At 41.2% G+C, this 25,448-nt stretch carries 25 protein-coding genes; 15 read left to right on the top strand and 10 right to left on the bottom strand.

The annotated features are described in order from the left end of the window. Positions 1–82 precede the first annotated feature (82 nt). From cgtA to E0H77_RS00115, 3 genes are all read left to right on the top strand, one after another. The gene (cgtA, locus tag E0H77_RS00125) at positions 83–1,288 is read left to right on the top strand and encodes an Obg family GTPase CgtA (protein WP_131314799.1); all 1,206 of its coding nucleotides are present in this window, start codon (positions 83–85) and stop codon (positions 1,286–1,288) included. 17 nt (positions 1,289–1,305) lie between these two features. After that, positions 1,306–2,439 carry a glutamate 5-kinase gene (gene proB / locus E0H77_RS00120; RefSeq protein WP_131373991.1) on the top strand — a complete coding sequence of 378 codons (1,134 nt, stop codon included), beginning with the start codon at positions 1,306–1,308 and terminating at the stop codon, positions 2,437–2,439. Between the two features lie 1,051 nt (positions 2,440–3,490). Continuing rightward, the gene (locus E0H77_RS00115; RefSeq protein WP_131314797.1) at positions 3,491–3,700 is read left to right on the top strand and encodes a hypothetical protein; all 210 of its coding nucleotides are present in this window, start codon (positions 3,491–3,493) and stop codon (positions 3,698–3,700) included. Positions 3,701–3,760: 60 nt separating this feature from the next. Here E0H77_RS00115 and bioB read toward each other — a convergent pair whose 3' ends face one another. Continuing rightward, positions 3,761–4,756, bottom strand: coding sequence for a biotin synthase BioB (gene bioB, locus E0H77_RS00110; protein ID WP_131373989.1), 996 nt, complete (start codon positions 4,754–4,756; stop codon positions 3,761–3,763). 231 nt (positions 4,757–4,987) lie between these two features. Next, complete coding sequence (gene queG, locus E0H77_RS00105; RefSeq protein WP_131374801.1) at positions 4,988–6,088, bottom strand: tRNA epoxyqueuosine(34) reductase QueG; 1,101 nt, start codon at positions 6,086–6,088, stop codon at positions 4,988–4,990. 19 nt (positions 6,089–6,107) lie between these two features. On the opposite strand from queG, the gene E0H77_RS00100 reads away from it, so the two are divergent. Further along, positions 6,108–7,583 carry an NAD(P)H-hydrate dehydratase gene (locus E0H77_RS00100; protein WP_131373987.1) on the top strand — a complete coding sequence of 492 codons (1,476 nt, stop codon included), beginning with the start codon at positions 6,108–6,110 and terminating at the stop codon, positions 7,581–7,583. 2 nt (positions 7,584–7,585) lie between these two features. Here E0H77_RS00100 and ruvC read toward each other — a convergent pair whose 3' ends face one another. Beyond that, positions 7,586–8,131, bottom strand: coding sequence for a crossover junction endodeoxyribonuclease RuvC (ruvC, locus tag E0H77_RS00095; RefSeq protein ID WP_004901216.1), 546 nt, complete (start codon positions 8,129–8,131; stop codon positions 7,586–7,588). 193 nt (positions 8,132–8,324) lie between these two features. Between ruvC and E0H77_RS00090 the strand changes: the two genes are divergently transcribed. Next, entirely contained in the window at positions 8,325–8,507 is a 183-nt protein-coding gene (locus tag E0H77_RS00090; protein WP_131373985.1) for a hypothetical protein, read from the top strand. Between the two features lie 253 nt (positions 8,508–8,760). Then, a complete protein-coding gene (locus E0H77_RS00085; RefSeq protein ID WP_131373982.1) occupies positions 8,761–9,309 on the top strand; it encodes an FxsA family protein in 549 nt (182 codons plus the stop codon). Between the two features lie 45 nt (positions 9,310–9,354). Here E0H77_RS00085 and E0H77_RS00080 read toward each other — a convergent pair whose 3' ends face one another. Next, entirely contained in the window at positions 9,355–9,534 is a 180-nt protein-coding gene (locus E0H77_RS00080) for a hypothetical protein (RefSeq protein ID WP_131373979.1), read from the bottom strand. 191 nt (positions 9,535–9,725) lie between these two features. On the opposite strand from E0H77_RS00080, the gene E0H77_RS00075 reads away from it, so the two are divergent. Then, positions 9,726–9,962, top strand: coding sequence for a hypothetical protein (locus E0H77_RS00075; protein ID WP_131373977.1), 237 nt, complete (start codon positions 9,726–9,728; stop codon positions 9,960–9,962). Positions 9,963–10,033: 71 nt separating this feature from the next. Here the strand turns inward: E0H77_RS00075 and metK are convergent, their stop codons facing one another. Beyond that, positions 10,034–11,200, bottom strand: a complete 1,167-nt coding sequence (metK, locus tag E0H77_RS00070; protein WP_131314789.1) for a methionine adenosyltransferase — start codon at positions 11,198–11,200, stop codon at positions 10,034–10,036. 391 nt (positions 11,201–11,591) lie between these two features. Between metK and tkt the strand changes: the two genes are divergently transcribed. Both tkt and E0H77_RS00060 read left to right on the top strand, forming a co-directional pair. Further along, on the top strand, positions 11,592–13,580 hold the full coding sequence (gene tkt, locus E0H77_RS00065) for a transketolase (protein WP_131373974.1): 1,989 nt from the start codon (positions 11,592–11,594) through the stop codon (positions 13,578–13,580). 151 nt (positions 13,581–13,731) lie between these two features. Continuing rightward, complete coding sequence (locus tag E0H77_RS00060) at positions 13,732–14,964, top strand: chloride channel protein (protein WP_131373972.1); 1,233 nt, start codon at positions 13,732–13,734, stop codon at positions 14,962–14,964. A gap of 78 nt (positions 14,965–15,042) precedes the next feature. Here the strand turns inward: E0H77_RS00060 and metE are convergent, their stop codons facing one another. Beyond that, positions 15,043–17,331 (bottom strand): 5-methyltetrahydropteroyltriglutamate--homocysteine S-methyltransferase, encoded by a 2,289-nt coding sequence (metE, locus tag E0H77_RS00055; protein WP_131373969.1) that lies wholly within the window; start codon positions 17,329–17,331, stop codon positions 15,043–15,045. Positions 17,332–17,458: 127 nt separating this feature from the next. Here metE and E0H77_RS00050 point away from each other — a divergent pair, with 127 nt between their 5' ends. Beyond that, complete coding sequence (locus tag E0H77_RS00050) at positions 17,459–18,379, top strand: LysR family transcriptional regulator (RefSeq protein ID WP_131373966.1); 921 nt, start codon at positions 17,459–17,461, stop codon at positions 18,377–18,379. Positions 18,380–18,440: 61 nt separating this feature from the next. On the opposite strand, the gene E0H77_RS00045 is transcribed toward E0H77_RS00050, so the two are convergent. After that, positions 18,441–18,896 (bottom strand): DUF441 domain-containing protein, encoded by a 456-nt coding sequence (locus tag E0H77_RS00045; RefSeq protein ID WP_131373964.1) that lies wholly within the window; start codon positions 18,894–18,896, stop codon positions 18,441–18,443. 125 nt (positions 18,897–19,021) lie between these two features. On the opposite strand from E0H77_RS00045, the gene E0H77_RS00040 reads away from it, so the two are divergent. Beyond that, positions 19,022–19,735, top strand: coding sequence for a pseudouridine synthase (locus E0H77_RS00040; RefSeq protein ID WP_131373962.1), 714 nt, complete (start codon positions 19,022–19,024; stop codon positions 19,733–19,735). A gap of 1 nt (position 19,736) precedes the next feature. On the opposite strand, the gene E0H77_RS00035 is transcribed toward E0H77_RS00040, so the two are convergent. The 3 genes from E0H77_RS00035 to E0H77_RS00025 form a co-directional block, all read right to left on the bottom strand. Continuing rightward, the gene (locus E0H77_RS00035; RefSeq protein ID WP_131373960.1) at positions 19,737–20,180 is read right to left on the bottom strand and encodes a GNAT family N-acetyltransferase; all 444 of its coding nucleotides are present in this window, start codon (positions 20,178–20,180) and stop codon (positions 19,737–19,739) included. Positions 20,181–20,276: 96 nt separating this feature from the next. Further along, positions 20,277–20,576: a type II toxin-antitoxin system RelB/DinJ family antitoxin gene (locus E0H77_RS00030; protein WP_131314781.1), complete on the bottom strand. Its 300-nt coding sequence runs from the start codon at positions 20,574–20,576 to the stop codon at positions 20,277–20,279. A gap of 83 nt (positions 20,577–20,659) precedes the next feature. Then, a complete protein-coding gene (locus tag E0H77_RS00025) occupies positions 20,660–21,562 on the bottom strand; it encodes an RluA family pseudouridine synthase (protein WP_131373958.1) in 903 nt (300 codons plus the stop codon). 86 nt (positions 21,563–21,648) lie between these two features. Here E0H77_RS00025 and tsaE point away from each other — a divergent pair, with 86 nt between their 5' ends. The 4 genes from tsaE to hfq all read left to right on the top strand — a co-directional run. Beyond that, positions 21,649–22,131: a tRNA (adenosine(37)-N6)-threonylcarbamoyltransferase complex ATPase subunit type 1 TsaE gene (gene tsaE / locus E0H77_RS00020; RefSeq protein ID WP_131374799.1), complete on the top strand. Its 483-nt coding sequence runs from the start codon at positions 21,649–21,651 to the stop codon at positions 22,129–22,131. Further along, on the top strand, positions 22,118–24,037 hold the full coding sequence (mutL, locus tag E0H77_RS00015) for a DNA mismatch repair endonuclease MutL (protein WP_131373955.1): 1,920 nt from the start codon (positions 22,118–22,120) through the stop codon (positions 24,035–24,037). Before tsaE ends, mutL begins: the two co-directional genes overlap by 14 nt. Before the next feature lie 6 nt (positions 24,038–24,043). Beyond that, positions 24,044–24,988: a tRNA (adenosine(37)-N6)-dimethylallyltransferase MiaA gene (miaA, locus tag E0H77_RS00010; RefSeq protein WP_131373953.1), complete on the top strand. Its 945-nt coding sequence runs from the start codon at positions 24,044–24,046 to the stop codon at positions 24,986–24,988. Positions 24,989–25,080: 92 nt separating this feature from the next. Then, positions 25,081–25,448: RNA chaperone Hfq (hfq, locus tag E0H77_RS00005; protein ID WP_131373951.1), on the top strand; the 368-nt coding region annotated here is incomplete at its 3' end.

The raw sequence follows: 25,448 nt of genomic DNA, 5'->3' as shown, positions 1-25,448 counted from the left end.
ACCAATTGTGTCATTTTTCTATTCGAGAAATTTATTAAAATATGGCAGAATAGACGGTTTTAGAGATTTAGAGGATTGGCCAATGCGCTTTGTTGATGAAGCAGTCATTACCGTAGATGCTGGCGACGGTGGCAATGGCGTAGCCAGTTTTCGCCGTGAAAAATTTGTCCCATTTGGTGGTCCAGATGGTGGGGATGGTGGTCGTGGTGGCAGCGTGTATATTCAGGCTGATACTGACACTAGTACCTTGGTCGATTATCGATATACCCGTAAATTCCGCGCTGAACGTGGAAAAAATGGTTCTGGTGCAAACTGTGCTGGTCGTGGTGCGCCCGATGTCATTTTAAAAGTTCCTGTTGGGACAACCATTGTAGATACAGAATCTGGCGACATTATTGGTGACCTTATTGAAAATGGTCAACGTGTGCTTGTTGCACAAGGTGGTGATGGTGGTTTAGGGAATACCCATTTTAAATCATCAACCAACCGTTCCCCACGTAAATTTACTACAGGGATTAAAGGCGAATTCCGTGAAATTCGTTTGGAACTCAAGGTTCTTGCTGACGTTGGCTTGTTAGGTATGCCAAACGCAGGGAAATCAACCTTTATTCGTGCAGTATCTGCGGCAAAACCAAAAGTTGCTGATTATCCATTTACCACGATGGTGCCAAACTTGGGCGTGGTCGATGCTGACCGTCATCGTTCTTTTGTTATGGCGGATATTCCAGGACTAATCGAAGGTGCAGCAGAAGGTGCAGGTTTAGGAATTCGCTTCCTGAAACATTTGGCACGTACTCGTATCTTGTTACATATTGTTGATGTACAGCCGATTGATGGTTCTGACCCTGCACATAATGCCAAAGCCATTGTGAGTGAGTTGAAGAAATTCTCTCCAACACTGGCTAAATTGCCTGTTGTTTTGGTTTTGAACAAACTTGATCAGATTGATGAAGAAAACCGTGAAGAATGGTGTCAGCATATTTTAACTGAGCTGGACTGGCATGGGCCTGTGTTTAGAACATCTGGCTTGCTTGAAGAAGGCACCAAAGAAGTTGTCTATTATTTGATGGATCAGATTGAACAGCAGCGTGAGCGTGAGCTTGAAGATCCTGAATATGCAGCAGAAATGAAAGCCTTCCGTGATCAGCTTGAAGCTGAAACACGTGAGCAGACATTGGCTGCCAAAGAAGCGTATCGTGCGATGCGCAGAGCACAACGTCAAGGTGATGATGACTTTGATGATGACGATGAAGATGATGGTGACGTGGAAGTAATATACGTACGTTAAGTACGACTGAGGACATAATGATTGAAGTGGTGAATGGGCAACGTCAGCTAAACGGCTGTAAACGTATCGTTGTGAAAATCGGCTCTTCTTTACTTACAGCAAACGGTCAGGGCTTAGACCTCGATGCAATTTCTCATTGGGCAAGTCAAATTGCCGATTTGCATCGTTCTGGGCATGAAATCATTCTGGTTTCATCTGGCGCTGTAGCAGAAGGCATGGTACGTATGAAACTTGCCGCACGACCCACAGATTTGCCAAGTCTACAGGCCTGTGCTGCGATTGGGCAGATGGGCTTGATTCAGACTTGGTCAAGTGTTCTCGAAAAACATCAGATTCAGACCGCACAGGTTCTTTTAACTCACGATGACTTGGCCGATCGCCGGCGTTACTTAAACTCATGTGATGCGTTGCAACACTTGATTGAATGGCATGTCATTCCCGTGATCAATGAAAATGACACGGTATCGACGGACGAAATTCGTTTTGGTGATAACGATACTTTGGCTGCAATGGTTGCAGGTCAGGTACATGCTGACTTGTTAATTATTCTGACCGATCAGCAAGGGATGTTTGATGCTGATCCACGTTCCAATCCAAATGCCAAATTGTTGTCGAGCGTGCGTGCGTTAGATGAAACATTGTTTGAAATGGCAGGTGGTGGTGGTCTGCTTGGGCGTGGTGGTATGGTCACTAAAGTTCGAGCAGCACGTCTGGCAGCAAAATCAGGTTGTCCAACTCTGATTGCGAGTGGCGATAGTGATTTGGTGTTGTCGCGTTTAATGTCAGGTGAAATGCTCGGAACATTGTTTGTGACAGACAATGATCGCATGACGGCTCATCAACAATGGCTTGCTGCACATTTGCAAACAGCTGGCCGTCTGGTTATCGATGATGGGGCAGTTGAAGCGATTAAAAAGAAACATCGTAGCCTATTGCCTGTGGGTGTGAAAGTTGTGGAAGGGCATTTTGATCGCGGCGACGTGGTTGAATGTGTCGATACGAATGGACAGCGTGTTGCTGTAGGGCGTGTGAATTTTAGCTCTCGTTCCGCGGATATTGTCAAAGGGTTGGCATCGGATAAGGTTTTCCAAGTCTTAGGTGAAGCACGCTCTTTGGAAATGATTCATCGCAATCACATGGCGATTTATTAGTCTATTATTGCTAAAGAAATTCACTTTGGTGAATACTAATCAGTTAAGGAGATTCTAGATGATCTCCTTAATTTTTTGGTGAGATTGAATATAAGTTTCTAATATAAATCATATTTTTGCAATAAAACTATCTTGGGCTTTTCCCCATAACAAAAGAAACCATGCAAGAAAAATATATTGTAGGGTGGCATCATCCTTCGCCGCAAAACTCGGTAATTTTCTTCATTTATATCATTGAAAGCCTCTTTATTTAAAAGATAACTTGTAGATGAAGCTTGTATGAATTGCATAACACCATAAATTAAAAAAGAAAATGGTATTCTATTTCTTGACTGATAGGCATTATCACTTTGATGGAATTTTTATGGAGAAAATACAAGCAATAAAATGATTAAAAGAGTTTAATTATGCTGTTATCTATAATATTTTTTCTATGAAAATAATTTATATGTTTCTTTCATAATTGATTGAAATTTTTTTGTTTTTGCTCGTGGAGCACAAGAAAAATATATTTCAATCAAGCACAAGAGAAATAAACTGGATTGATGAAAGAGGTTTTAGATACATAGTTGGATATTTTTTATCACTAATAGTTTGATTTGATATTGTCATGATATGTTGCTGATTCAGTAAGAAAAATAATGTTTTTTGTTACAAAGATGAAAAGAATACTGGTGACTAATAATTTATTTTTATTTGATTAATTTAATGCTTTATAAACAATACCTTATTTTTAATATGATTGTTTGTAAATCATTAAAAAGATATGTTTGGATATTCATTGTTTTAATTTTATTATTTAGTTGTATTGTTTTTATAAAAAACCCATGCTACTTTTATGTATACCGATATTTTGTTAAAAATATATTTAAAATTAAAGTGTTAATATAATTTAAGATGTATATGAAATGCATGTTTAAGATTATACCAGTTTTCCAACGCCATCTTTACTGATGGTGTTTTTTTATGTGCAATAATTAAAAAAATGAGATTAATTTCTTGTGAGAATCATCAGCTAAAATAGGCTGTAGTTGTAGGGTGAAAGAGAAAAATGATGAAAGATTTTCAGGCAGAAACATATATTGTCGATGAAAATATTGCGGATACAATGCTGTGGTTGTTGCAGCATCAGGATTGTTTTGATGAATTACATTTTGATGTTCAACAGCAAGAACTGACCGTGACGCATGCAGCAGGTGTTGATCAGATTCGTCTAGGAATGTATTTAACAGCAAAGTATGGAATTTTAGTGACTTCCTGAAACATGAAAAAAAGAGGCGATTTATATGTATAAACCGCCTCTTGAAATTAGCTTTTAATTTTAAGCTGATTCAGTCATTGCATCTACAGAAAGTTCTGCCGCGCTCAGTTTTGGTTTTTCAGCAACTAAACCAAGTTTATTAAACAGTACCTTGTCGCGACCTTCACCTGCGTTTGGTGTGGTCAGTAGTTTCTCACCAGAAAATAGCGAGTTTGCACCTGCCATAAATGCCATTGCTTGGTCAGTGTCTGATAATGACTCACGACCTGCCGATAGACGAATATAGCTTTTTGGCATAATAATACGTGCAACAGCAATGGTACGAATCCACTCAGTCACTTCAAGTTTTTCCACTTCTTCAAGTGGTGTGCCTTCAATTGGGACAAGCATGTTGATTGGCACAGATTCAGGGTGAATTGGCAGTGTTGCTAATTCATGCAGCAAACCAATACGGTCTTGTTTTTGTTCGCCTAGACCAACGATACCACCACTACATACTTTTAAGCCTGCGTTACGCACATGGTCTAACGTGTTGAGGCGGTCATCAAAGGTACGTGTACTGATGATGTTGCTATAGTATTCGCGAGATGTGTCCAGGTTGTGGTTATAGTAGTCTAAACCTGCATCTCGTAAGCGTTCAGCTTGTGACTGGTTGAGCATACCCAAAGTCATACATGTTTCCATGCCAAGCGCTTTCACTTCTTTAACCATTTCTAACACATAAGGCATGTCACGTTCATGCGGGTTACGCCATGCTGCGCCCATACAAAAACGTGAAGAACCTGATTCTTTAGCTTCTTTAGCTTCAGCAATCACTTTATCAACAGTAATACGTTTTTCGGCTTCTAATTTAGAGTCATAATGTGCAGACTGAGAGCAGTATTTACAGTCTTCAGGGCATTTCCCTGTTTTAATTGAAAGTAACGTGCTGACTTGAATAGTATTGGCAGAAAAATTCTCGCGGTGAACACGCTGAGCTTCAAACACCAAGTCTAGAAAAGGTTGTTCATATAGCTTTTGGATTTCTTCACGAGTCCAATCGTTTCTCACGTGCATAATCGCCCTGTTGTGCATCAAGTTAATAGCATGATATTAACTCGTTCATATAAAAACAACAGGGCAAAACTTTCCAAAATTTGTTAAAAAATTTGATTGCTTATCTTTTGTGAATTTAAAGCGATTGATTGCAAGATCATTGCAAAAACCTCGAATTTACCTGTTGGATTTTTTATTTTGGTGAAAAATAATTCAATCTGGAATGAGGGAGTTTATTCATCTTATATTTTGTTATTTAAAAAAATGCGTTGAAGTAGCTTTTTTAAGTTGTTGCTGAATCGCCCAGTCGATATGTAAATTGACAATTTCATCATGCAGGTTTTTGCCTTGTTCTAAAGCTTTAATAATTTCAGAATGATAAGGAGCGTTACCTAAACCAATCGCCACATTACGTTTAAAACTTTGGAATCCTGTCCGCCGAATAGGGCTACCTTCTGTGCATTGTAAAAATGTGGTTTCATTCCATGTCCAGAGGTCGAGTAAAGAAGCGTGATCTAATCCGTGACGTGGATGAAAGTCTTCAATCGGGGTGACTTTCGCAAAGCTATTCCACGGGCAAATGAGTTGACAGTCATCGCAACCAAAAATACGGTTACCAATGCCTTCACGAAATTCTTCAGGAATAATCCCTTTATACTCAATGGTTAAATAAGCAATACAACGGCGCGCATCGAGCATATAAGGTTCAACAATGGCTTGTGTTGGGCAAATATCTATACACGCTGAGCATGAACCACAGTGCGCAGTTGTCGGTGAATCGGCAGGTAAGTCGAGCGAAGTGAATAACTCGCCCAAAACAAAAAAAGACCCTGATTTTTTTTGAATGAGGAGTGTATGTTTGCCCGTCCAGCCCATACCCGCACTTTCATGAATAGCTTTTTCAAAAATAGGGGCCGAGTCGGCAAAAGGCCGGGCTTCAAAGTCACCAACACGCTCACGGATTTTTTGTGCCAAAGTCTTGAGTCGTCCACGCATGACTTTATGGTAATCGCGCCCACGGGCGTAACGGGCGATGATTGCATTGTTTGGTGCAAATGGCACATAGCGAGGTTTTGGGGTTTCAACCAAATAATTCATGCGTACACAAATAATGCTTTGCGTACCAGGTACCAATAAGGTCGGGTCGGCGCGTTTATCTAAATTGTCGTTTAAATAGTGCATATCCGCATGATAACCACGCTCCAGATACTCTAAAAACCGTGGCATTTCTTTGTCTTGGTGAGCGGGTTTTGCAACAACACAATCAGCAAAGCCAAGTGCTAAAGCTTCAGCTTTAATCCATGCTTTTAATTCTTGTGGATCAAATTGTTGAAGTGGTATGGTGGACGGCATAACAACAAGGGGAATAAACATGCAGCAGCAAGTGTACCATAGCCGTGAAATTCAAGCATGGGAGCAACGCTGGTTTGCTCAGAATAATAGCGCATTGGGCTTGATGAAACAGGTTGCATGGCAGAGTCATGTGTACTTGCTGGGCTATTTTGTACAGCAGTCTAAGATGATAAAACGTATCGCAGTCTGGTGTGGTACAGGCAATAATGCAGGAGATGGTTATTTTATTGCTGCTTACTTGGCAGAGCAAGGATATGAGGTTGATATTTATGCGGCTGAACGTGGTGACTCTCCAGCATTGCAACAGGCATTTTTGTATGCACAAGATAAAGTTGAAAACCTATATACACATTTTAATGTAGCAGATCACTACGATGCTCATATCGATGCCTTGTTTGGTATTGGATTAAACCGTGAGTTGCATCAGGACTGGCAGCAGATCATTCAGCAGTTTAATGGTTGTACTGGGCTAAAAGTCAGTGTGGATATTCCAAGTGGTTTGCATGCCAATACAGGTCAGCCTTTACCTTGTGCCATTAAAGCCGATCTGACCTTGACTGCTTTAGGTTATAAAATTGGATTGTTGACAGGGCAAGGCAAAGAATTTTCAGGGCAGGTAGAATTACTCTCCCTGATTCCACCCGATTCACAGTTAAATGCTTTAGCGCAGTTATCACCGACCACCATTGATTTACCTCCGCGACAGGCTTTTGGGCATAAAGGCAGTTATGGGCATGCGTTGGTGATTGGTGGGCATGCTGATATGGGCGGCGCAGTGATTATGGCAGCTGAAGCCGCTTTTGCAGTAGGTGCAGGCAAGGTGAGTGTGATTTGTCATCGGCGACATCATGCAGCCATACTGGCACGTGCTCCAAATGTAATGGTGCGAGATATTGAAGCTTTTACTGCCGAGCAGATTGATGAAACTTTACACGCTGTTGATGCCGTCTGTTTGGGTATGGGGCTTGGGCGTGATGCTTGGTCAAGGCAGGTGTTTCAGGCATGGTTTAAGCTTTTGCGACAACATACGCATTTAGAAGTAGTTTTGGATGCAGATGCTTTATGGTTCTTGGCCGAACAGCCGATGCAACTGTCTGAACAGATGTATCTAACGCCGCATTCTGGTGAGGCTGCGCGTTTGTTGGGTTGTAGCAGTGCAGAGGTCGAACAAGATCGGGTGGCTGCAATTCAAGCATTGGCTGCCAAATTTTCAGGGCAATGGCTGCTCAAAGGTTCAGGAAGTTTAGTGTTGGAAAAACAGCAGCTTTGGGTGTGTACTGCGGGCAATGCAGGTATGGGTACAGGCGGGATGGGTGATACGTTAGCAGGCATGATAGCAGGGTTAAAAGTACAGTTGCATGAGCAGGTTGCTTTACATCAAGTGGTGACATTGCATGCGCAGGCAGGAGATTTACTTGCGAAACAGGGCATGCGAGGGATTCAGGCATCTCACATGCCACAAGCCGTATATCAAGTTGTTAATGCTGCCCAATAAGCTTAACGGCGGCGAGAGCTATAACGACTACGTCCACGAGCCATACCGCCTAAAGCATTCAGTACTGCAAGTTTGCTCATGCTACCTGAAGCATGGGCATGGCAAATCGCCGCAGCAAGTGCATCGGCAGCATCGGCTTGAGGTTTAATTTCGAGTTTTAAAAGCTTCATGACCATCATTTGCACTTGCTCTTTGTCCGCAGCACCATAACCGACCACAGACTGCTTGATTTGGCGGGCAGTATATTCGGCAACTTGCAAATCAAGATTGACGAGAGCAGCAATCGCTGCGCCACGCGCTTGTCCAAGTTTCAGTGCCGAGTCAGGGTTTTGTGCCATAAATACTTGTTCAACAGCGGCTTCAGTTGGACCATGAAATTTTACAATACGTTCAACCCCTGCAAAAATTCTTTTTAGGCGTTCGGGCATCTCTTGAGTTTCTGTGCGAATCGTTCCCGCATCGACAAATTTTAGCTGGCTACCCTGATGCTCAATAATCCCATAACCAGTCAGGCGAGAACCAGGATCGATACCAATAATTAATGACATTCTATTCACTGTGTTATACAAACATTTTTCATTATAGGGTTTCATGATTATTTATGCAGTTGAATCTGCTGGAAACCGCAGGAATTTGTAGTTCTGCAAGATTCAACTTTCAGATAAGTAACAAAATAATACTGATTATTATGAATAAATGTTACATCATACAGAAATAAAATATCAAAAGGCTGTTAAGTAAATGAAACAAATACTTTTAGGTTTAGGCGTGATATTCACTTTGTCTTTATCTGCCTGTGCTGTATATACCCCAGCGGGAAGTGTTGTGGTCGACCCTGGTCATGCTTCCTACGGCGGTTATGGTGATGACGGAGATAGAGGTAATTTTTGCCCACCAGGACAAGCGAAGAAAGGACGTTGCTAGGTTGTAAAACAAGCTTTTACTTGAATTTCCCCTCATGGGGTAATGAGTATGAGAACAAGAATAGAGGGCAATTTATGGGTTTTGATTGGATTGTCCTTTATTCTGTAAAAGTTAAAAAAAGACTGTATTTTTGTAAAAATCAATAATTCTAAATCTCTAGGGCTTTAAAAATAAAAGAATGCCCATATTGTTAAAAGATAGCTTGAAAAAAGCAGTATATCTGATTTATTTTGAAAGGATTAACTTAAATTTCATGAACTTAATACTAGCTGTGCTGATTGGCGCAATACTTGAAATTGCGGTATGGATTGGTGTAGCACATTTCATTAGTGGATGGTATGTGTTTTTCTGGTTCATCATTGCATTCGTCATCGGTTTTAAGTTGTTGCGCTCAAGTGCAGCTACCATTATGCCGCAGTTACAGCAATTACAAATGACAGGGCAGCTTGCGACAGACCCCATTGTGACACGTAAAATTGCCGTTGCGGTTGCAGGCATCTTGTTGATGATTCCTGGATTAATCACTGATGTGATCGCTGTTTTAGTATTATTACCTCCTGTGCAAAAACTGTTGGTCAATGCTCTAATGTCAGCAATGGCAAAACGTCAACAAGCCATGATGAATAAGATGATGGGCGGTGAACAGAACGCTCAAAATCCTTTTGCAGATTTAATGCGTCAAATGCAAGGCATACAAAATCACCAAGGTAATAGGCATGATTCAAGTGTTATTGATGGTGAAGCGCGTGAAGTGAATCCAGACCGTCAAAAAATTGAAATGAAAGATGTAAAGAAAAACTAAATTTTAAATTGAATGTATAAAAACCGAATCTTTAGATTCGGTTTTTTATTGTTCAGATTTTGTCTCTGATTCCGTCGTTTGAGTCTTGCTGGGTGTGGCAGGTGCTTGATCAGTTGTTGTATAGCGATGTGGCTGTAGAGTTGTTTGCTGATTTTCCGAGTTTTGGTATTTGCGCTGGCGATTGGCACGTTCACGAAAACCGCCTTTAACAATAAGTTTTTCCATAAGCTAGAGATGTTTGGATTGCGATAAAGATGCTATTTTAAACTGAGAATACATCGAACTCTATAGATAATATCTTTGAATAATTTACTCGACTAAATTCATAAAAATATCTTGAAGCAATTTTATTCTGTGACTATGATCAAAAAATGGCTTGGACATAATCGCTTCATCTAAATTAAAGGGGGGAGGTAATGTATCAGTATCGCTGTGGCTGTTGTAATCAGGTTGTTCGTGCAACGGATAACACCTGTCCAAATTGTGGCTCTCACAATATTCGTAGTCCTTTTGGCTTCTGGTTCTTTTGTTGTGTTGCTGGAGTGGTGATTGCTTTGGGAGTTACTCTAGGCAAACTTTATTTTAATAATCATCAAGTTGAGCCTGAGTCAAAGACGATTACAGATTTGTTAAATTCAGAGAAAAAACAATAAATTAAAACGGGCATAAAAATAGCCCGCTGAGAGCGAGCTATTTTTGAGTTGAACTGTATCTACATTTACGCTTACAGACCAGCAGCTTGACGAAGTGCTTCGGCCTTGTCAGTTTTTTCCCATGTAAATGCAGTGTCAGAGCCTTGGCGACCAAAGTGACCGTATGCTGCTGTTTGCTTGTACATTGGCTGGATCAAGTTCAACATGCGAGTAATACCGTACGGACGTAAGTCGAAGTGTTCACGAACCAAAGCAACAATCACTTCGTCATCCACTTTTGCGGTATTAAATGTGTTGATTGAAATCGAAGTTGGTTCTGCAACACCAATTGCATAACTCACTTGAATTTCACATTTGTCAGCAAGACCTGCTGCAACAATATTTTTTGCAACATAACGACCTGCATAAGCAGCAGAACGGTCAACTTTAGATGGATCTTTACCAGAGAAAGCTCCACCGCCGTGACGCGCCATACCGCCGTAGGTATCTACAATAATTTTACGTCCTGTCAAACCACAGTCACCTACAGGACCACCAATCACAAACATACCTGTTGGGTTGATGTGGAATTGAGTGCCTGCATGGAACATTTCAGCAGGAATGATTTTTTTCACGATTTCTTCAATTACGGCTTCTTTTAAGTTCGCTTGTGAAATCTCAGGATCGTGTTGTGTTGACAGTACCACTGCATCTAGGCGAACAGGTTTGCCATTTTCATAAGCAAAAGTCACTTGGCTTTTTGCATCTGGGCGCAACCAAGGCAATGTACCAGAGCGGCGTAATTCAGCCTGACGTTCCATGAGACGGTGCGCATAAGAAATTGGCGCAGGCATGAGTACATCAGTCTCACGGCTTGCGTAACCAAACATTAAACCTTGATCGCCTGCACCTTGATCTTCAGGTTTTTGGCGGTCAACACCTTGTGCAATTTCAGGAGACTGCTTACCAATCATGTTAATAACAGCACATGTTGAGCCATCAAAACCAAGATCTGAATGATGGTAACCGATACCATTCACTGTTTTACGCACAATCGCTTCAACATCGACATTGGCAGTGGTTGTGATTTCACCCGCAAGTACAACCGCACCGGTTTTTACTAATGTTTCACAAGCCACCCGCGCATATGGGTCTTCTCTTAAAATTGCATCCAAAATAGCATCACTGATTTGATCGGCCATTTTATCTGGATGACCTTCGCTTACAGATTCCGAAGTAAAAACAGCGTACTCGCGCATGAAAGTCCTATCACAGTAAATTTAAAGACGCAATATGTTACCTCGACTAGCACGATACGACTAGAGAAACCTGAATAAATTGAATAAATTTCTTGCTAAATAGCTTTCTTTTTACTGATATTCAGCATTCGCAAAACTGATAAGTTATTTGAAATATTTAAGAAATTGTGATTTTAGAATAAAAACAGATTGTTATAGTTGCTAAGTGAATTAAGCTGGATTTTTTGCAGATTGTATGTAATCTGAGTGAATTGCTAAAGAATTTCATGGGATTTGTTGAATTCATCAGCAATAGGCTTTACCCACCACCATTTTTTTAAGACAATAGTCGGGTCTTGAATATTTAATTCACTTATTTCTCTTTAAACATTCAATTTTTGGATTCTGACCTATGACAACCCCTTTAAACGAACGTCGTATTGCAAATGCAATTCGTGTACTTGCGATGGATGCAGTGCAACAAGCTAATTCAGGGCATCCTGGTGCGCCAATGGGGATGGCAGATATCGCCGATGTGGTTTGGCGTGAATTTTTACAACATAACCCGACCAACCCACAATGGGCAAACCGTGACCGCTTTGTATTGTCAAATGGTCATGGCTCTATGTTGCATTATGCTTTGCTTCATTTAACAGGTTACGACCTTTCAATTGAAGATTTGAAACAATTTCGTCAGTTACATTCTAAAACGCCTGGTCACCCAGAATATGGCTATGCACCTGGTATTGAAACGACTACAGGTCCTTTAGGTCAAGGGATTGCGAATGCTGTTGGTTTTGCCTTAGCTGAAAAAACCTTGGCTGCTCAATTTAACAAAGATGATTTAACCGTTGTTGATCACTTCACTTACTGTTTCTTGGGTGATGGCTGCTTAATGGAAGGTATTTCACACGAAGTATGTTCTTTGGCAGGTACACTGCAACTTGGTAAATTGATTGCGTATTACGATGACAATGGCATTTCAATTGATGGTGAAGTGGAAGGCTGGTTCAGTGATGACACAGAACAACGTTTCAAAGCGTATGGCTGGCAAGTTCTACGTGTAGATGGTCACGATGCTGCTGCAATCAGTCAAGCAACTGTTGAAGCCAAAGCTGAAACCAATAAACCAACGCTGATTATCTGTAAAACTATTATTGGTTTAGGTTCACCAAATAAACAAGGCAAAGAAGATTGCCACGGTGCTCCGCTCGGTAATGATGAAATTGCATTAACTCGTCAAGCTTTAGGCTGGACTGAAGCTGCGTTTGAAATTCCTGCTGATATTTATGCAGCATGGGATGCTAAAGCGAAGGGTGCTCAAGCAGAAGCGGCTTGGAATACTGTATTTGCAACATACCAAGCAAAATACCCAACTGAAGCAGCAGAATTACTTCGCCGTATTGAGGGTGATTTGCCTGCTGAATTTGTAGCTCAAGCGGATGCGTTCATTGCTCAAACCAATGAAAAAGCAGAAACCATTGCAACACGTAAAGCAAGCCAAAATACGTTACAAGCTTTTGGCCCATTATTACCTGAGCTTCTAGGTGGTTCTGCGGATTTGGCAGGTTCTAACCTGACACTTTGGAAAGGTTGCCAAGGCGTGCAAGACAACGCTGCGGGTAACTATGTGCATTATGGTGTACGTGAGTTCGGTATGACTGCAATTGCCAATGGCGTTGCATTGCATGGTGGTTTCATTCCTTATGTTGCAACATTCCTGATGTTTATGGAATATGCGCGTAATGCTGTGCGTATGTCTGCACTCATGAAACAACGTGTAATTCATGTTTATACACATGACTCTATTGGTCTTGGTGAAGATGGCCCAACACACCAGCCAATCGAACAAATTGCATCTTTACGTGGTACACCAAACCTAAATACATGGCGTCCAGCAGATACGATTGAAACTGCGATTGCATGGAAATCTGCCTTGGTTCGTAAAGATGGCCCAACAGCGTTGATCCTTTCTCGTCAAAACCTACCATTCCAAACTCGTACTGCTGAACAAATTGCGAATGCGGCTAAAGGTGGTTACGTTCTTGCTCAAGAAAAAGGCGAGTTAAAAGCCATCATCATTGCAACAGGTTCAGAAGTTGCTTTGGCAATGGAGGCTTATGCACAACTTGAAGGTGTGCGTGTGGTGTCTATGCCATGTGCTGAAGAGTTCATGAAGCAAGATGCTGCATACCGTGAAGCTGTACTTCCTGCTGCCGTGCGTGCACGTGTTGCAGTTGAAGCTGCGCATGTTGACTACTGGTGGAAATTTGTTGGTTTAGATGGCAAAGTGATTGGCATGACGACTTATGGTGAGTCTGCACCTGCTAAAGATTTGTTTAAATTCTTCGGAATTACAACGGATGCTGTTGTAGCCGCTGTGAATGAATTGACTGCATAATTTATCGTATATCTGAAAGAAGCCCTGAATGATTCAGGGCTTCTTTTGTTTGGTTAAAAACGCCAACTCAAATCAAAACAACTCATGCTAAAATAGCTGCCCCATACTCAACTCGCCTTGGTAAATCGCTGCTTTGCGGCATGTGACCACAATGAAAATTTTCCCTTCTTCTGAATATAAGCAAATTATTCGATATTCACTGTATTGGTTGGTTGCATCGACAGTAATCGGGCTAATTTCGGGTTTGGCATCTACGCTCATTTTTACTTGTTTTGATTTGGCAACCCAAGTTCGGACAGCGTATCCCTGGTTAGTTTTTTTCTTACCTTTTGTCGGTTTGGGAATTGGTTTTTTATTTTATCGCTATGGCACGCCCATTGAACGGGGTACGCATTTACTGATTGATGAAATTCATGAGCCTCGTTCATTTATTCCCAAACGTATGAGTCCACTGATTTTCTTTACTGCGATTTTAACCCAGTTTTTTGGTGGTTCAGCAGGGCGGGAAGCACCTGCGGTTCAGCTTTCAGGGGCATTGACTGATCATATTGCCCAGTTGCTTAGAGTATCCAAAGATAACCGCAAGATTTTTCTGATTTCCAGTATTGGTTCTGGTTTTTCAGCCATTTTTGGTTTGCCATTGGCAGGTGCGATTTATGGTCTGGAGATTACGGCATTAGGCAGTTTGCGTTATTCTGCAGTATTTCCTTGTTTTGTTTCTTCTATTGTTGCGGCAAGTGTACCTGAGTTTTTTCACATCTTGCATCCGCATCGTTTTTATAAAATTGCCAGCTTTCCTGAGTTCAATTTATCTGTCATTTTAAGCTTAATTGTCGCAGGTTTAATCTTTGGCTTGGTGACACGTTTTTTTATTGTGGCGATTCATACCGTCGGTGATTTGTTTGCCAAGTATGTCACTTTTATCCCATTTCGTCCGATGCTTGGCGGTATCATCATTATGTTGCTGACTTTGTTGGCAGGTCATCAGCATTATAATGGTTTGGGTATCCCAACGATTATTGCGTCATTTCAAGTCCCATTGCCGATGACTGATTTTATTAACAAAACAGTCTTTACTGCGATTACTTTGGGTTCAGGGTTTAAAGGTGGAGAAATTACGCCATTATTTTTTGTGGGAACAACATTAGGTAATGGCTTGAGTCAATTTTTACCTTTGCCACTGTCTTTGTTGGCAGGCTTGGGTTTGGTGAGTTTGTTCTCTGGTGCGAGTAAAGCGCCGTTGACCTCGATTGTCTTGGCGATAGAATTATTCGGAACTTCTGTCTCTATTTATGCGGTCATTACCTGTTTATTGGCTTATTTGTTTTCAGGGAATTGTGGTCTGTATCGTATTCAAAAACCTGATTATTCTGAATATAAATAGAGTTAGGCTTTAGCATTGTACAAAGCATAAAAAAGTGCCTAAGTGAACTTAGACACTTGATCTTATTGTTTTTTATTATTATGTAGCAAGTTCTTCACGAACCTGTTTTGCCATGTCGACAAGCTGTTTCAATGCAGCGCGTGTTTCTTCCCAGTTACGTGTTTTCAGACCACAGTCTGGATTGATCCATAAACGTTCAGCGGGAATGGTTTGTAGTGCGCCATCAATGACTGTACGCATGTTGTCAGCGCTTGGTGTGCGAGGGCTGTGAATGTCGTATACACCTGGCCCAATCGCGTTTGGATAACCTTGCTGATGGAACACTTCAAGTAATTGCAAGCCAGAGCGTGAAGTTTCGATGGTGATCACATCGGCATCCATTGCGGTGATTTGCGGTAAGCAGTCTTTGAAGTCTGAATAACACATGTGAGTATGAATCTGTGTACTCACATTGGCGCTGCTTGAACAGTGTTTAAATGATTTCACCGCCCAATCCCAGTATTCAGCCTGATCTGCTTTACGAAGTGGTAAGCCTTCGCGGAATGCAGCTTCGTCGATCTGAATAATTTCAATCCCCACATTTTGCAGGTCTGCAACTTCCAGACGAATTGCTTCGGCCAACTGTAAGCAGACTTCACGACGTGTACGGTATGCTGGTGGGAAAGACCAGTTCAAAATCGTAACAGGGCCAGTCAGCATGCCTTTGACGATTTTGTCCGTCAATGAATTGGCGTATTTGATCCATTTTACAGTCATTGCATTTGGACGAGTGATATCGCCCACGATAATAGGTGGACGTACACAGCGGCTACCATACGATTGAACCCAACCAAACTTAGACAACCAGAAACCGTCTAATAAACCTGCAAAATATTCAACCATGTCGGTACGTTCAGCTTCGCCGTGGACAAGTACGTCAAGATCAAGTTGTTCTTGCTGCTCAATCGCATAGGTGATTTCTTTTTTCATGGCTGCTTCATAGTCGGCATTGGATAAGTTGCTTTTGTTCCATGCGGCACGTGCGGCGCGGATTTCAGCCGTTTGCGGGAATGAACCAATGGTTGTGGTTGGAATCAACGGCAAGTTGAATTTCTCTTGCTGAACTTTGAAACGTACTGCAAAAGGTTCTGGGCGAGATTGACCGACTAACTCAAATGCGGATTGAGCTGTTTTGTTGAGTTTTTCATTGGCATAAATGTTGCCAGTCACCAAAGCCACCAGTTCATCGAGTTTTTGACGTGCAAATGCCAATTTACCCTCAATTGCAGCAGGCACTTGTTCAGAGTTTAAATCGACAGGAACGTGTAGTAATGAACAACCCGTTGACAACCATAGACGATCACCAAGCGCTTTCTTTGCAGTTTCAACCACTTCATTCAGTGCAGGTAGGTCACTTGCCCAAACGCTACGACCATTGATCACGCCTAAAGACAGGATTTTATGAGTTGGCAGCTGGTCAATCACTTTCTTCCAGAAAAATTCGCCTACTTTTTCACGGGTAATGTCGATGTGCAAGCCTGCAACAGGAAGATTGACTGCCAGATTCAGGTTCGTACCTAAAGTTTCAAAGTACGTGGTGACAATCAGTTTTAAGCCGTCGCGACGTTGTAACAGGTTATATACGCGTTCAAATGCGGCTTGCCATTCAGATGCCAAGTCCAGAACTAAAATCGGTTCATCAATTTGAACATGTTCTACGCCACGCGCTTTTAGTTCGTCAAACAATTGCGCATAAACAGGAATTAAAGCATCTACAAATTGTAAAGTTGCTTTGTCTGCGGCAATGTCTTTGTGTTCTGAACCATAACCACATACATGAGTTTCTTCTATTTTTTGCTGATCATCTACGATACGAGACAAATACAGGAAGGTGAGCAGGCCAGGAACAACCACTTTTAATGGGGTGTTGAATGCTTTTGCACGGTCAATTTGAGCAAACAAGTCAGAAAAGTCAGCTGTAAATGTTTGGTTGACTGTAAATTCAGGCACTAAGTAGTGGTAGTTGGTGTTGAACCATTTGGTCATTTCAAGTGCTGCAACGTCAGTACAAACAGGTGCGCGACCACGCGCCAAATAGAACTGTTGGTCGACTGGGTTGAGTTTTGCTGCTTCATCAAAACGTGGAGGGATTACACCTAAACGTACAGCATGGGTTAAAATGCTGTCATAAAAGACAAAATCGCCAACAGTCAATAAAGATAAGCCCGCATCGACTTGCGCCTGCCAGTTGCTTGCTTCAATAGCTTGCGCTTTGCTTAAAAACTCAGATTGAGTGCTTTCACCTTTCCAATATGCTTCTTCGGCAAATTTAAGTTCGCGTTTTGCCCCAATGCGTGGGTAGCCTAAAATATGAGTTGGAATGGTCATGGAAGATTACCTAAAACTAAATATTAGTAGAATTCATTTGATGGAATAATAGTGGAATAGAATTCATGTTGAGGCAAACTAATTAATTTCATGTTATAGTGAATTAAATTCAATTTAAGATTGCTGTATGTTAGAAATTCGACATTTAAAAACTTTAATTGCTTTAAGAGAGCATGGTTCGTTGGTGTCTGCTGCCAATGATCTGTGCCTGACACCTTCTGCGATTTCGCATCAGTTGAAAGAGTTAGACTTGTGGTATGGCGTAGAAGTGGTCAATCGCCGTAGTCGTCCCGTGCAGTTTTCCAATGTCGGACAGCGCCTGTTAAAACTTGCCGATGATATTTTGCCGCAAATTCAGATTACCCAAAGTGATATTACCCGTATTGTGCATGGGCAAACGGGACGGATTATTTTTTCATCGGAGTGCCATAGTTGTTTTGACTGGCTCATGCCACTGCTCAACCAGTATCGTCAGCAATATCCCGATGTAGATCTGGATTTTGCTTCTGCATTTGAATCCAACCCGCATGAATTACTACAAAGTGGCGAGTTTGATTTGCTGATTACCGCAGATCCAATCGCGCTAAAAGGTATTGAATATTTCCCAATTTTTGAATACGAATCGCGTCTAGTCTTGTCAAATACGCATCCTTTAGTGCGTGTCGGTCGCATTACCGTACAGGAACTGGCGGAAGAAACTCTGATTACTTATCCTGTTGATAAACACCGCTTAGACATCATGTCGCACTTGTTTATTCCTGCCAACATTCAGCCAAAAAACATTCGTACTACCGATCTCACCCAAATGCTGATTCAACTAGTGGCAAGTGGACGTGGAATTGCCGCATTGCCAGATTGGGTGGTGAATGAATACGAACAGAAAGGCTGGGTGACCAGTCGCCGTTTAGACTGCGTTTCTCCAAAAGGTTTGCGCCGTACTTTATATGCAGGTTTTCGTACAGAAGATAAAGAAAAAAATTATTTTGAAGGATTTTTAAAACAGTTAGATAAATTTTCTCAAAAAAGAATGAGTTACTATTCTTCTTAAATGATCCATTTCGATGGATTCACTTTATGCTCTCTTTTGAGAGCATAACATTTAAAAAATTTTACGAGTGGTTAATCAGTAGAGATAACATACCCGCCGCAATCAATGGGCCTACAGGGACACCACGGAGTAAAGCCACCCCAGCCACAGTTCCGATGAGTAATCCTGCAACAACATCGGGTTGATTACTCATGAGTTTGACACCACGACCACCGAGCCAAGCCACAACTAAGCCAATCACAATGGCTAAGATGGATTTATAACTCATAAATGATTTTAAGATCATTTCTCCCGGAATTTTACCGCTTGCGATGGGAGTCAGTACACCAATGGTTAAAATGGTGATGCCTAGACTGAGCGCATGGGTTTGTAAGAATGGGAAATATTGCTCGAGTGGGGAGATACGGACAGCAATCAGTACAGCACTGGCAATAGTGATAGACGTGTTGTGACTAAGAACACCGCAGGCAAGTAAGACAATCAGCGCGATTAAATTTAAATCTAAAGATGAAGTCATCCACAATTCTCAGTCAGTTCAAATGCCAAGTATTCTAACTGAAATAGTCGGAATTTTCATAAATCGAGATTATTCCTCAAAAATTGCGTAAAATACTGCACATTTAAACATTGAGATAAAATATCGTGTTGTTGGAAAAAATTTTGCAATCTCAAGGTTTTGGTTCGCGTAAGCAATGCCAGAGTTTAATTAAACAAGGTATGGTTAAGATTGCAGGTGAGGTGTGCGACCAACCCAAAATGCAGATTGATCCCCAAAACTTGCAATTTCAGGTCGGGCAACAACACGCTTTGTACCGTGAACAGGTCTATATTGCGTTAAATAAACCGCAAGGTTATGAATGTTCACACCAAGCACAATATCATTTTAGCGTATTCGAGCTGTTTCCAGAATATTTGCGCGAACGTGGTATTCAAACCGTTGGGCGACTGGATCAGGACACAACTGGTTTAATTTTGCTGACCGATGATGGTAAATTTTTACAGGCACTGACTCACCCTAAAAAACATGTCGATAAAGAATATTGGCTGACCACAGCCGATCCGATTACCTCAGAGCAAATCCAGCAATTAGAACAAGGTGTTGAACTACGCAATGAAAAAGGAATTTTTCAAGCCACACAGCTTCAACAAACATCTGAGCATGAATTGCGCATGACCATTCATCAGGGTGTTTATCATCAGGTCAAGCGTATGTTGGCAGCAGTTGGCAATAAAGTCACTGAATTGCACCGCCATCGGGTAGGGCAATTTGCATTACCAGAAGAACTTAAACATGGTGAATGGATTTATCTCACACCTGAGCAGGTTGAGTTAGCAACAGCACGTATACAAGATTAGGTTACTTTAAAAAACAGTGAAAGGTCTGAAATTCCTGATCTTTCACAAAACCCATTTTTTCATAGAGTTTATGGGAAATGAGATTGGTTTTTTGGGTTTCAAGCGTAATGCGCAGTGCGTTTTCATAGCGAGCAAAGTGAATCGCTGTATCAATCAGTTGTTGTGCAGAACCTTGGCGTCGATAGGCAGGTGTGACATAAACATCATCTAAAATGTAGTAGGTTGAACAGGTCACAGAAGAAAAACCTAAATAAAGCAAAATAAATCCGGTAAAAACATCGTCTTTAATATGAATAAAAATAACACTTTCTTTATTGTCAAAACGTTGTTTTAGAAAATTGAGTGATTCTTCAATATGAGAGGACGCTCCATAAAATTGTCGATATTCATCAAATAGCACCGCGAGTTGTGGTAGATCTTCAGCAGTTGCACGTCTTACAATCATGGCATACTCCATTGCTGTATTTGATTTATTATTCTTTTTGAGAATAGCAAAAAAAAACTCAAAGAATTATGCGTATTGTAGAAAAATGTAATACCGTTAATTCTGAGAGTTTTCTTTTAAAATTGCATCGAGTTCATCAAAAATATCTTGATGATCGGCTTCTGATTCGACAAGAGATGCTGCTGCGGTCAGCTGATATTTTTTTAGTTTGAGGAGTTGATCCAAATCAATATTCTGATTTTCTATCGAAAAAGGAATAGATCTTGTGAGAACAACTTGTTTGAAAAATAAACGAACGGCTTGTGCAGGCGTAATCCCCAATTGCTTAAATACTGCAAAAGCCTGTTTTTTTTCTTGTGAGTCTAAACGCACTTGATAGACTTCTGTTTTTCTCATGGCTAAAACCAGAACAAAAATAAGTATTGATCCATTTTAATCAAATCATAACGAAATTCAATGCATATGTTATGGTTGTGTCATTACAAAAATAAATCATTTTGTGATGTAAATCTCAATTCTTGCTTGGTAATTGGGTCATAAAAGTGAAGTGCTTTAGCAAGAAGCTGAAGTGGCTGAGAAAAATCATCGTCTGCTTTATGTGCAACAACAGGATAAAATGGGTCATTGCGAATTGGAATTTGCAATGCATTTAAGTGCACCCGTAACTGATGTTGCTTTCCGGTTTTTGGGTAGAGGCGATATTTCGCCCAGGTTTGATTGTGTTCTAAAAGTTCAATATCAGTTTCACTATTGACTGTGCCTTCAACAATTTGCATGGTGTAAAAAGGTTGGCCTTTTTCCATACGATATCGCGTTCTGATGGGAAACTTGAGTTCAGCACGGTAGGGGGCAATCGCATGATAGATTTTTTCGATTTGTCGTGTTGCAAACAGTTGTTGATATACACCGCGTGTTTCAGGTCGTTTGGAAAATAATACAATTCCTGCTGTTTCGCGATCTAGTCGATGAATTGGAGTTAATTCAGCATTGCCAGTTTGTTGCTTTAGACGAACCAAAAGCGTTTGTTGTACATATTGTCCTGTAGGTGTCATGGTTAGAAAATGTGGCTTATCAACCACCAGTAAGTCATCATTTTTAAAAACAATCTGGTGTTCAAACGGAACAACGATTTCATTTTCTAAAAAACGATAATAATAAATGTGTCGATTACTTTGGTAAGGTGTCTGCCGAGTGATTTTTTCACCTGACAAATCAAAAACTAAACCATCATCAAAGCGTTGTTGCCATTCTGTTGCTTGAATATGCGGAAAATGTGCACAGAGAAAAGCAAAAATTGTGTCATGTTCAGTCTGTGGCATTAAAAATACTTTACTGGCAGTAACACCATGCATCATGGGTGGAGTGAAATCAGATTTATTCATGGCACAGCAACTGACATAACAGGTGGTAGGTTTTCATAGGGGGCAATGCTATCATAAGCATAGCATTATTGACTATTTCCAGCGTTATGAGTAATACCTTGCAACTTTCTTTAGCCTCTGAACAGGATACGCAACGACTTGCACAAGCATTAGCTGACCATTTCTCACAAGGCGTGATTTATCTAATGGGTGATTTGGGTGCAGGCAAAACCACACTGACGCGTTATTTTTTACAAAAACTTGGACACAAAGGCGCAGTCAAAAGCCCGACTTATACGCTTGTCGAGCCTTATCAAATCGCCGAACATGCGGTATTTCATTTTGATTTGTACCGTCTTAATGATCCGTATGAATTGGAATTGATGGGGATTCGTGACTATCTGGAAACACCAAACGCATTATTTATTTTTGAGTGGCCAAGTAAAGGCGGTGATGAAATTCCAGATGCCGATCTGAGTATCGAAATTTTAAAAAATGAAGATGATGAATTGCAGCGTAGCGTAATTTTAACTGCCCAAGATCCACAAGTATTGTTACAGATTCAGGATGCTTTCAATGTCGTTGGATGATGCCATGCGGCGGATTCATACATTAAACCCTGCGCTTGCTAACCAGATTGCCGCAGGAGAGGTTATTGAACGCCCTGCATCTGTGGTTAAAGAACTGCTGGAAAATGCAATTGATGCCCAAGCAACAGAATTGATTATTCGGGTGGCACAGGGCGGCAGCACGCTGATTGAAATCATGGATAATGGTTCAGGGATCCACCCTGAAGATCTGCCACTTGCAGTGATGCGCCATGCTACCAGTAAAATTCAGACTGCTGATGATTTACACGCGATTGTTAGTTTAGGGTTTCGCGGAGAAGCGTTGGCATCGATTGCCGCAGTATCGCGTTTAAGTTTGACCAGTAGCCAAGATCAGTCAGGGATTGGTTATCAGGTTGAAGTCAATGGCACTGCGTTTGATGTGCAAGACGTGAAACCTGTTGCTAGTAACCAAGGTACACAGATTCGTGTGCAAGATTTATTTTTTAATGTTCCCGCACGTCGTAAATTTCTAAAAAAGCCGAGTACCGAATTTGGGCATATTGAAGAAGTTGTACGCCGTTTGGCACTCACGCATTTTGATATTCGTTTTGTACTTGAACACAATGATCAGATTCGCTTGAATTTACCGATTGCCGATAGTGGTGAATTGCGTTTCCAACGTGTGCAACAGCTTTTAGGTCGCTCTTTTACTGAAAATGCGTACTGGATTGATGCTGAAAGTATTTCGATGCGCTTGAGCGGCTGGTTAGGGCATCCATCTGATGCGCGAGCCCAGGCAGATTTGCAATATGTTTATGTGAATGGTCGGATTGTTAAAGATAAAACCATTTCCCATGCACTGCGTATGGCATACGATGGCATTTTGCATGGGCATCAACATGCAGCATATTTACTATTTTTAGAAGTTGAACCTGAAAATGTCGATGTGAATGTACATCCAACCAAACATGAAATTCGCTTTTTAAATCAACGTGAAGTACATGAATTTGTACGACATTATGCTAAAGATACTTTGGCGCGGTTTCAAACGGCAAGTGCAGATTTAGCGCAAGCGATGAGTACAACTGTAGAATTGGCTCAGCCGAAAATTCAGGAACAGTTCGTTCTGCATCAGTATGCAGAGTATGCCGCTAAACAGCCACAAATTGAAATACCTCAGCCATCGACTGAGTTGATGACCGAGTTTGATCAAGCAAAAGTCGAACCTGTGCAGTATCAACGCTCAACGATGGCGAATTATCAGCCAAGCCCACAGGCTAATAATGCGTTAAAAACCTATTTAACGCCGCTGCGTCAAACTGAAGAAGCTTTAACTTCTCCATCAAATCCACAGGATGAATATCCTTTAGGTATTGCCATTGCACAGTTACATGGTATTTACATCTTGGCGCAAAATACCCAAGGCTTGATTATTGTCGATATGCATGCTGCACACGAACGAATTTTGTTGCAACAGATGAAACAAGCATGGGATAAACCTGAGTTTTGGACATCACAACAGCTTTTAATTCCTAAAGTCATTTCCATTAGCCGTATGCAAGCCATGCGAATTGATGAACTCAAGCCACAGTTGCAGCGTTTGGGTTTGGAATTAGATCAGTACGGAGATGAGCAGGCAATTGTGCGTGGTGTACCTGCCATTTTGCATAAAGCAGACTTCTCACAATTGATTCCTGAATTACTCAACGATTTAGATCCAAATGATGAAGTGCAGGGACTACTGCAAAAGCGGGATCAATTACTAGCAGGTATGGCATGTCATGGTGCTGTACGTGCGCATCGCCAATTGAGTTTATCCGAAATGAATGCGCTACTGCGCCAGATGGAACAAACCGAATTTGCCAGCCAGTGTAATCATGGGCGCCCGACATGGCGAGCATTTCCACTGGCACAACTAGATAAATTATTTGCTCGAGGAGAATAGAGTTACATGCCAAATACATTGCCCGTCATCAATTTAATGGGTCCAACTGCAAGTGGTAAAACCGCTTTGGCATGTGAGCTCTATGAGCAAGGGAGTTTTGAGCTGATTTCTGTCGATTCTGCTCTGGTTTATCAGGATATGGATATTGGTACAGCCAAGCCAAGCAAAGCAGAGCAGGAAAAATACCCGCATCATTTAATTGATATTATTACACCGCTGCAAGTGTATTCAGCAGCAGAGTTTGTAGAGGATGCTACTCGTCTGATTGATCAAATTCATGCTAAAGGTAAAATTCCGATTTTGGTTGGTGGTACGATGTTGTACTTCAAAGCTTTGCTTGAAGGATTATCTGATCAACTTCCAAGTGCAGATCAGCAGATTCGAGACCAAATTATGGCTCAAGCAGAACAATTAGGCTGGGAAGATGTCTATGAAGAATTATGCCGAGTTGACCCCGAAGCAGGAATGAAGTTTAAGGTGAGCGATAAACAGCGTATTATTCGTGCTCTAGAAGTTTTTCGCTTAACAGGTATTCCAATTACTCAGTTGCAAGCACAGCAGCCTAAAAATGTAGCATACCGTTACATATTTCATAATTATGCTTTGCTACCAGATCGGTTAGAATTACATCAGAGAATTGAGCAAAGACTCAATGATATGTGGGAAATTGGATTTTTAAATGAGGTTGAGTCGTTGATTGGTAAATACGATTTAAATCCAGATATTCCCTCAATGCGTTGTGTTGGATATCGACAAGCGCTCAATTTCTTGATAAATAGTGACAAAAATCACAATAATCAGCATATAATGCGTGAGCAGGCTTTATTTGCTACAAGACAATTGGCTAAGCGTCAATATACTTGGTTACGTTCATTAAGAGAAAATCACAAATTCACCACTTTTTTAACGTTAAAGCAGGCTCAAGAAGACTTGCGTATCTGTTACAGATAAAGCAAAATTTGCGAACTATCTTTTTTATAAATTTAAAAAATTAAAGATAGTTTTTGCGCTGATTACATTTTTATTTTTTTTGGAGTAACGACATGTCTAAAGGTCAAACTTTACAAGATCCCTTTTTGAATTCGCTTCGTAAAGAGCGCATTCCAGTTTCTATCTTTTTAGTAAACGGTATTAAATTACAAGGTCATATCGAATCTTTTGACCAATATGTGGTTTTATTGAAAAACACAGTAAGCCAAATGGTTTACAAACATGCGATTTCAACAGTAGTTCCAGCACGTAACCCTCGTCCAGCAGGCGCGCCTGTAGCTGGCGGTCAAGGTGGTTTTGGTGGTGGTCAACAAGGTAGTGGCTTTGGTGGTCAGAGTGGCTTTGGCGGTGGTCAAGGTGGCTTCGGTGGCGGTCAAGGCGGTGGCTTTGGTGGTCAGGGTGGCTTCGGTGGTCAAGGCGG

Source organism: Acinetobacter brisouioides, assembly GCF_004331075.1.
Classification (GTDB): Bacteria; Pseudomonadota; Gammaproteobacteria; order Pseudomonadales; family Moraxellaceae; genus Acinetobacter.
Note: the sequence above shows the minus strand (reverse complement) of the source record. Positions and strands in the feature narration are given on the sequence as shown.

Coding starts and splice junctions, on each gene's coding strand:
- E0H77_RS00030 (WP_131314781.1), bottom strand. CDS start 20,576: ATGAGAAAAACAGAAGTCTATCAAGTGCGTTTAGACTCACAAGAAAAA.
- tsaE (WP_131374799.1), top strand. CDS start 21,649: ATGAGTAATACCTTGCAACTTTCTTTAGCCTCTGAACAGGATACGCAA.
- E0H77_RS00115 (WP_131314797.1), top strand. CDS start 3,491: ATGATGAAAGATTTTCAGGCAGAAACATATATTGTCGATGAAAATATT.
- bioB (WP_131373989.1), bottom strand. CDS start 4,756: ATGCACGTGAGAAACGATTGGACTCGTGAAGAAATCCAAAAGCTATAT.
- proB (WP_131373991.1), top strand. CDS start 1,306: ATGATTGAAGTGGTGAATGGGCAACGTCAGCTAAACGGCTGTAAACGT.
- mutL (WP_131373955.1), top strand. CDS start 22,118: ATGTCGTTGGATGATGCCATGCGGCGGATTCATACATTAAACCCTGCG.
- E0H77_RS00080 (WP_131373979.1), bottom strand. CDS start 9,534: ATGGAAAAACTTATTGTTAAAGGCGGTTTTCGTGAACGTGCCAATCGC.
- tkt (WP_131373974.1), top strand. CDS start 11,592: ATGACAACCCCTTTAAACGAACGTCGTATTGCAAATGCAATTCGTGTA.
- E0H77_RS00025 (WP_131373958.1), bottom strand. CDS start 21,562: ATGAATAAATCTGATTTCACTCCACCCATGATGCATGGTGTTACTGCC.
- E0H77_RS00045 (WP_131373964.1), bottom strand. CDS start 18,896: ATGACTTCATCTTTAGATTTAAATTTAATCGCGCTGATTGTCTTACTT.
- metK (WP_131314789.1), bottom strand. CDS start 11,200: ATGCGCGAGTACGCTGTTTTTACTTCGGAATCTGTAAGCGAAGGTCAT.
- E0H77_RS00050 (WP_131373966.1), top strand. CDS start 17,459: ATGTTAGAAATTCGACATTTAAAAACTTTAATTGCTTTAAGAGAGCAT.
- cgtA (WP_131314799.1), top strand. CDS start 83: ATGCGCTTTGTTGATGAAGCAGTCATTACCGTAGATGCTGGCGACGGT.
- E0H77_RS00075 (WP_131373977.1), top strand. CDS start 9,726: ATGTATCAGTATCGCTGTGGCTGTTGTAATCAGGTTGTTCGTGCAACG.
- E0H77_RS00085 (WP_131373982.1), top strand. CDS start 8,761: ATGAACTTAATACTAGCTGTGCTGATTGGCGCAATACTTGAAATTGCG.
- ruvC (WP_004901216.1), bottom strand. CDS start 8,131: ATGTCATTAATTATTGGTATCGATCCTGGTTCTCGCCTGACTGGTTAT.
- E0H77_RS00090 (WP_131373985.1), top strand. CDS start 8,325: ATGAAACAAATACTTTTAGGTTTAGGCGTGATATTCACTTTGTCTTTA.
- E0H77_RS00100 (WP_131373987.1), top strand. CDS start 6,108: ATGCAGCAGCAAGTGTACCATAGCCGTGAAATTCAAGCATGGGAGCAA.
- E0H77_RS00060 (WP_131373972.1), top strand. CDS start 13,732: ATGAAAATTTTCCCTTCTTCTGAATATAAGCAAATTATTCGATATTCA.
- E0H77_RS00035 (WP_131373960.1), bottom strand. CDS start 20,180: ATGATTGTAAGACGTGCAACTGCTGAAGATCTACCACAACTCGCGGTG.
- metE (WP_131373969.1), bottom strand. CDS start 17,331: ATGACCATTCCAACTCATATTTTAGGCTACCCACGCATTGGGGCAAAA.
- queG (WP_131374801.1), bottom strand. CDS start 6,088: ATGCCGTCCACCATACCACTTCAACAATTTGATCCACAAGAATTAAAA.
- miaA (WP_131373953.1), top strand. CDS start 24,044: ATGCCAAATACATTGCCCGTCATCAATTTAATGGGTCCAACTGCAAGT.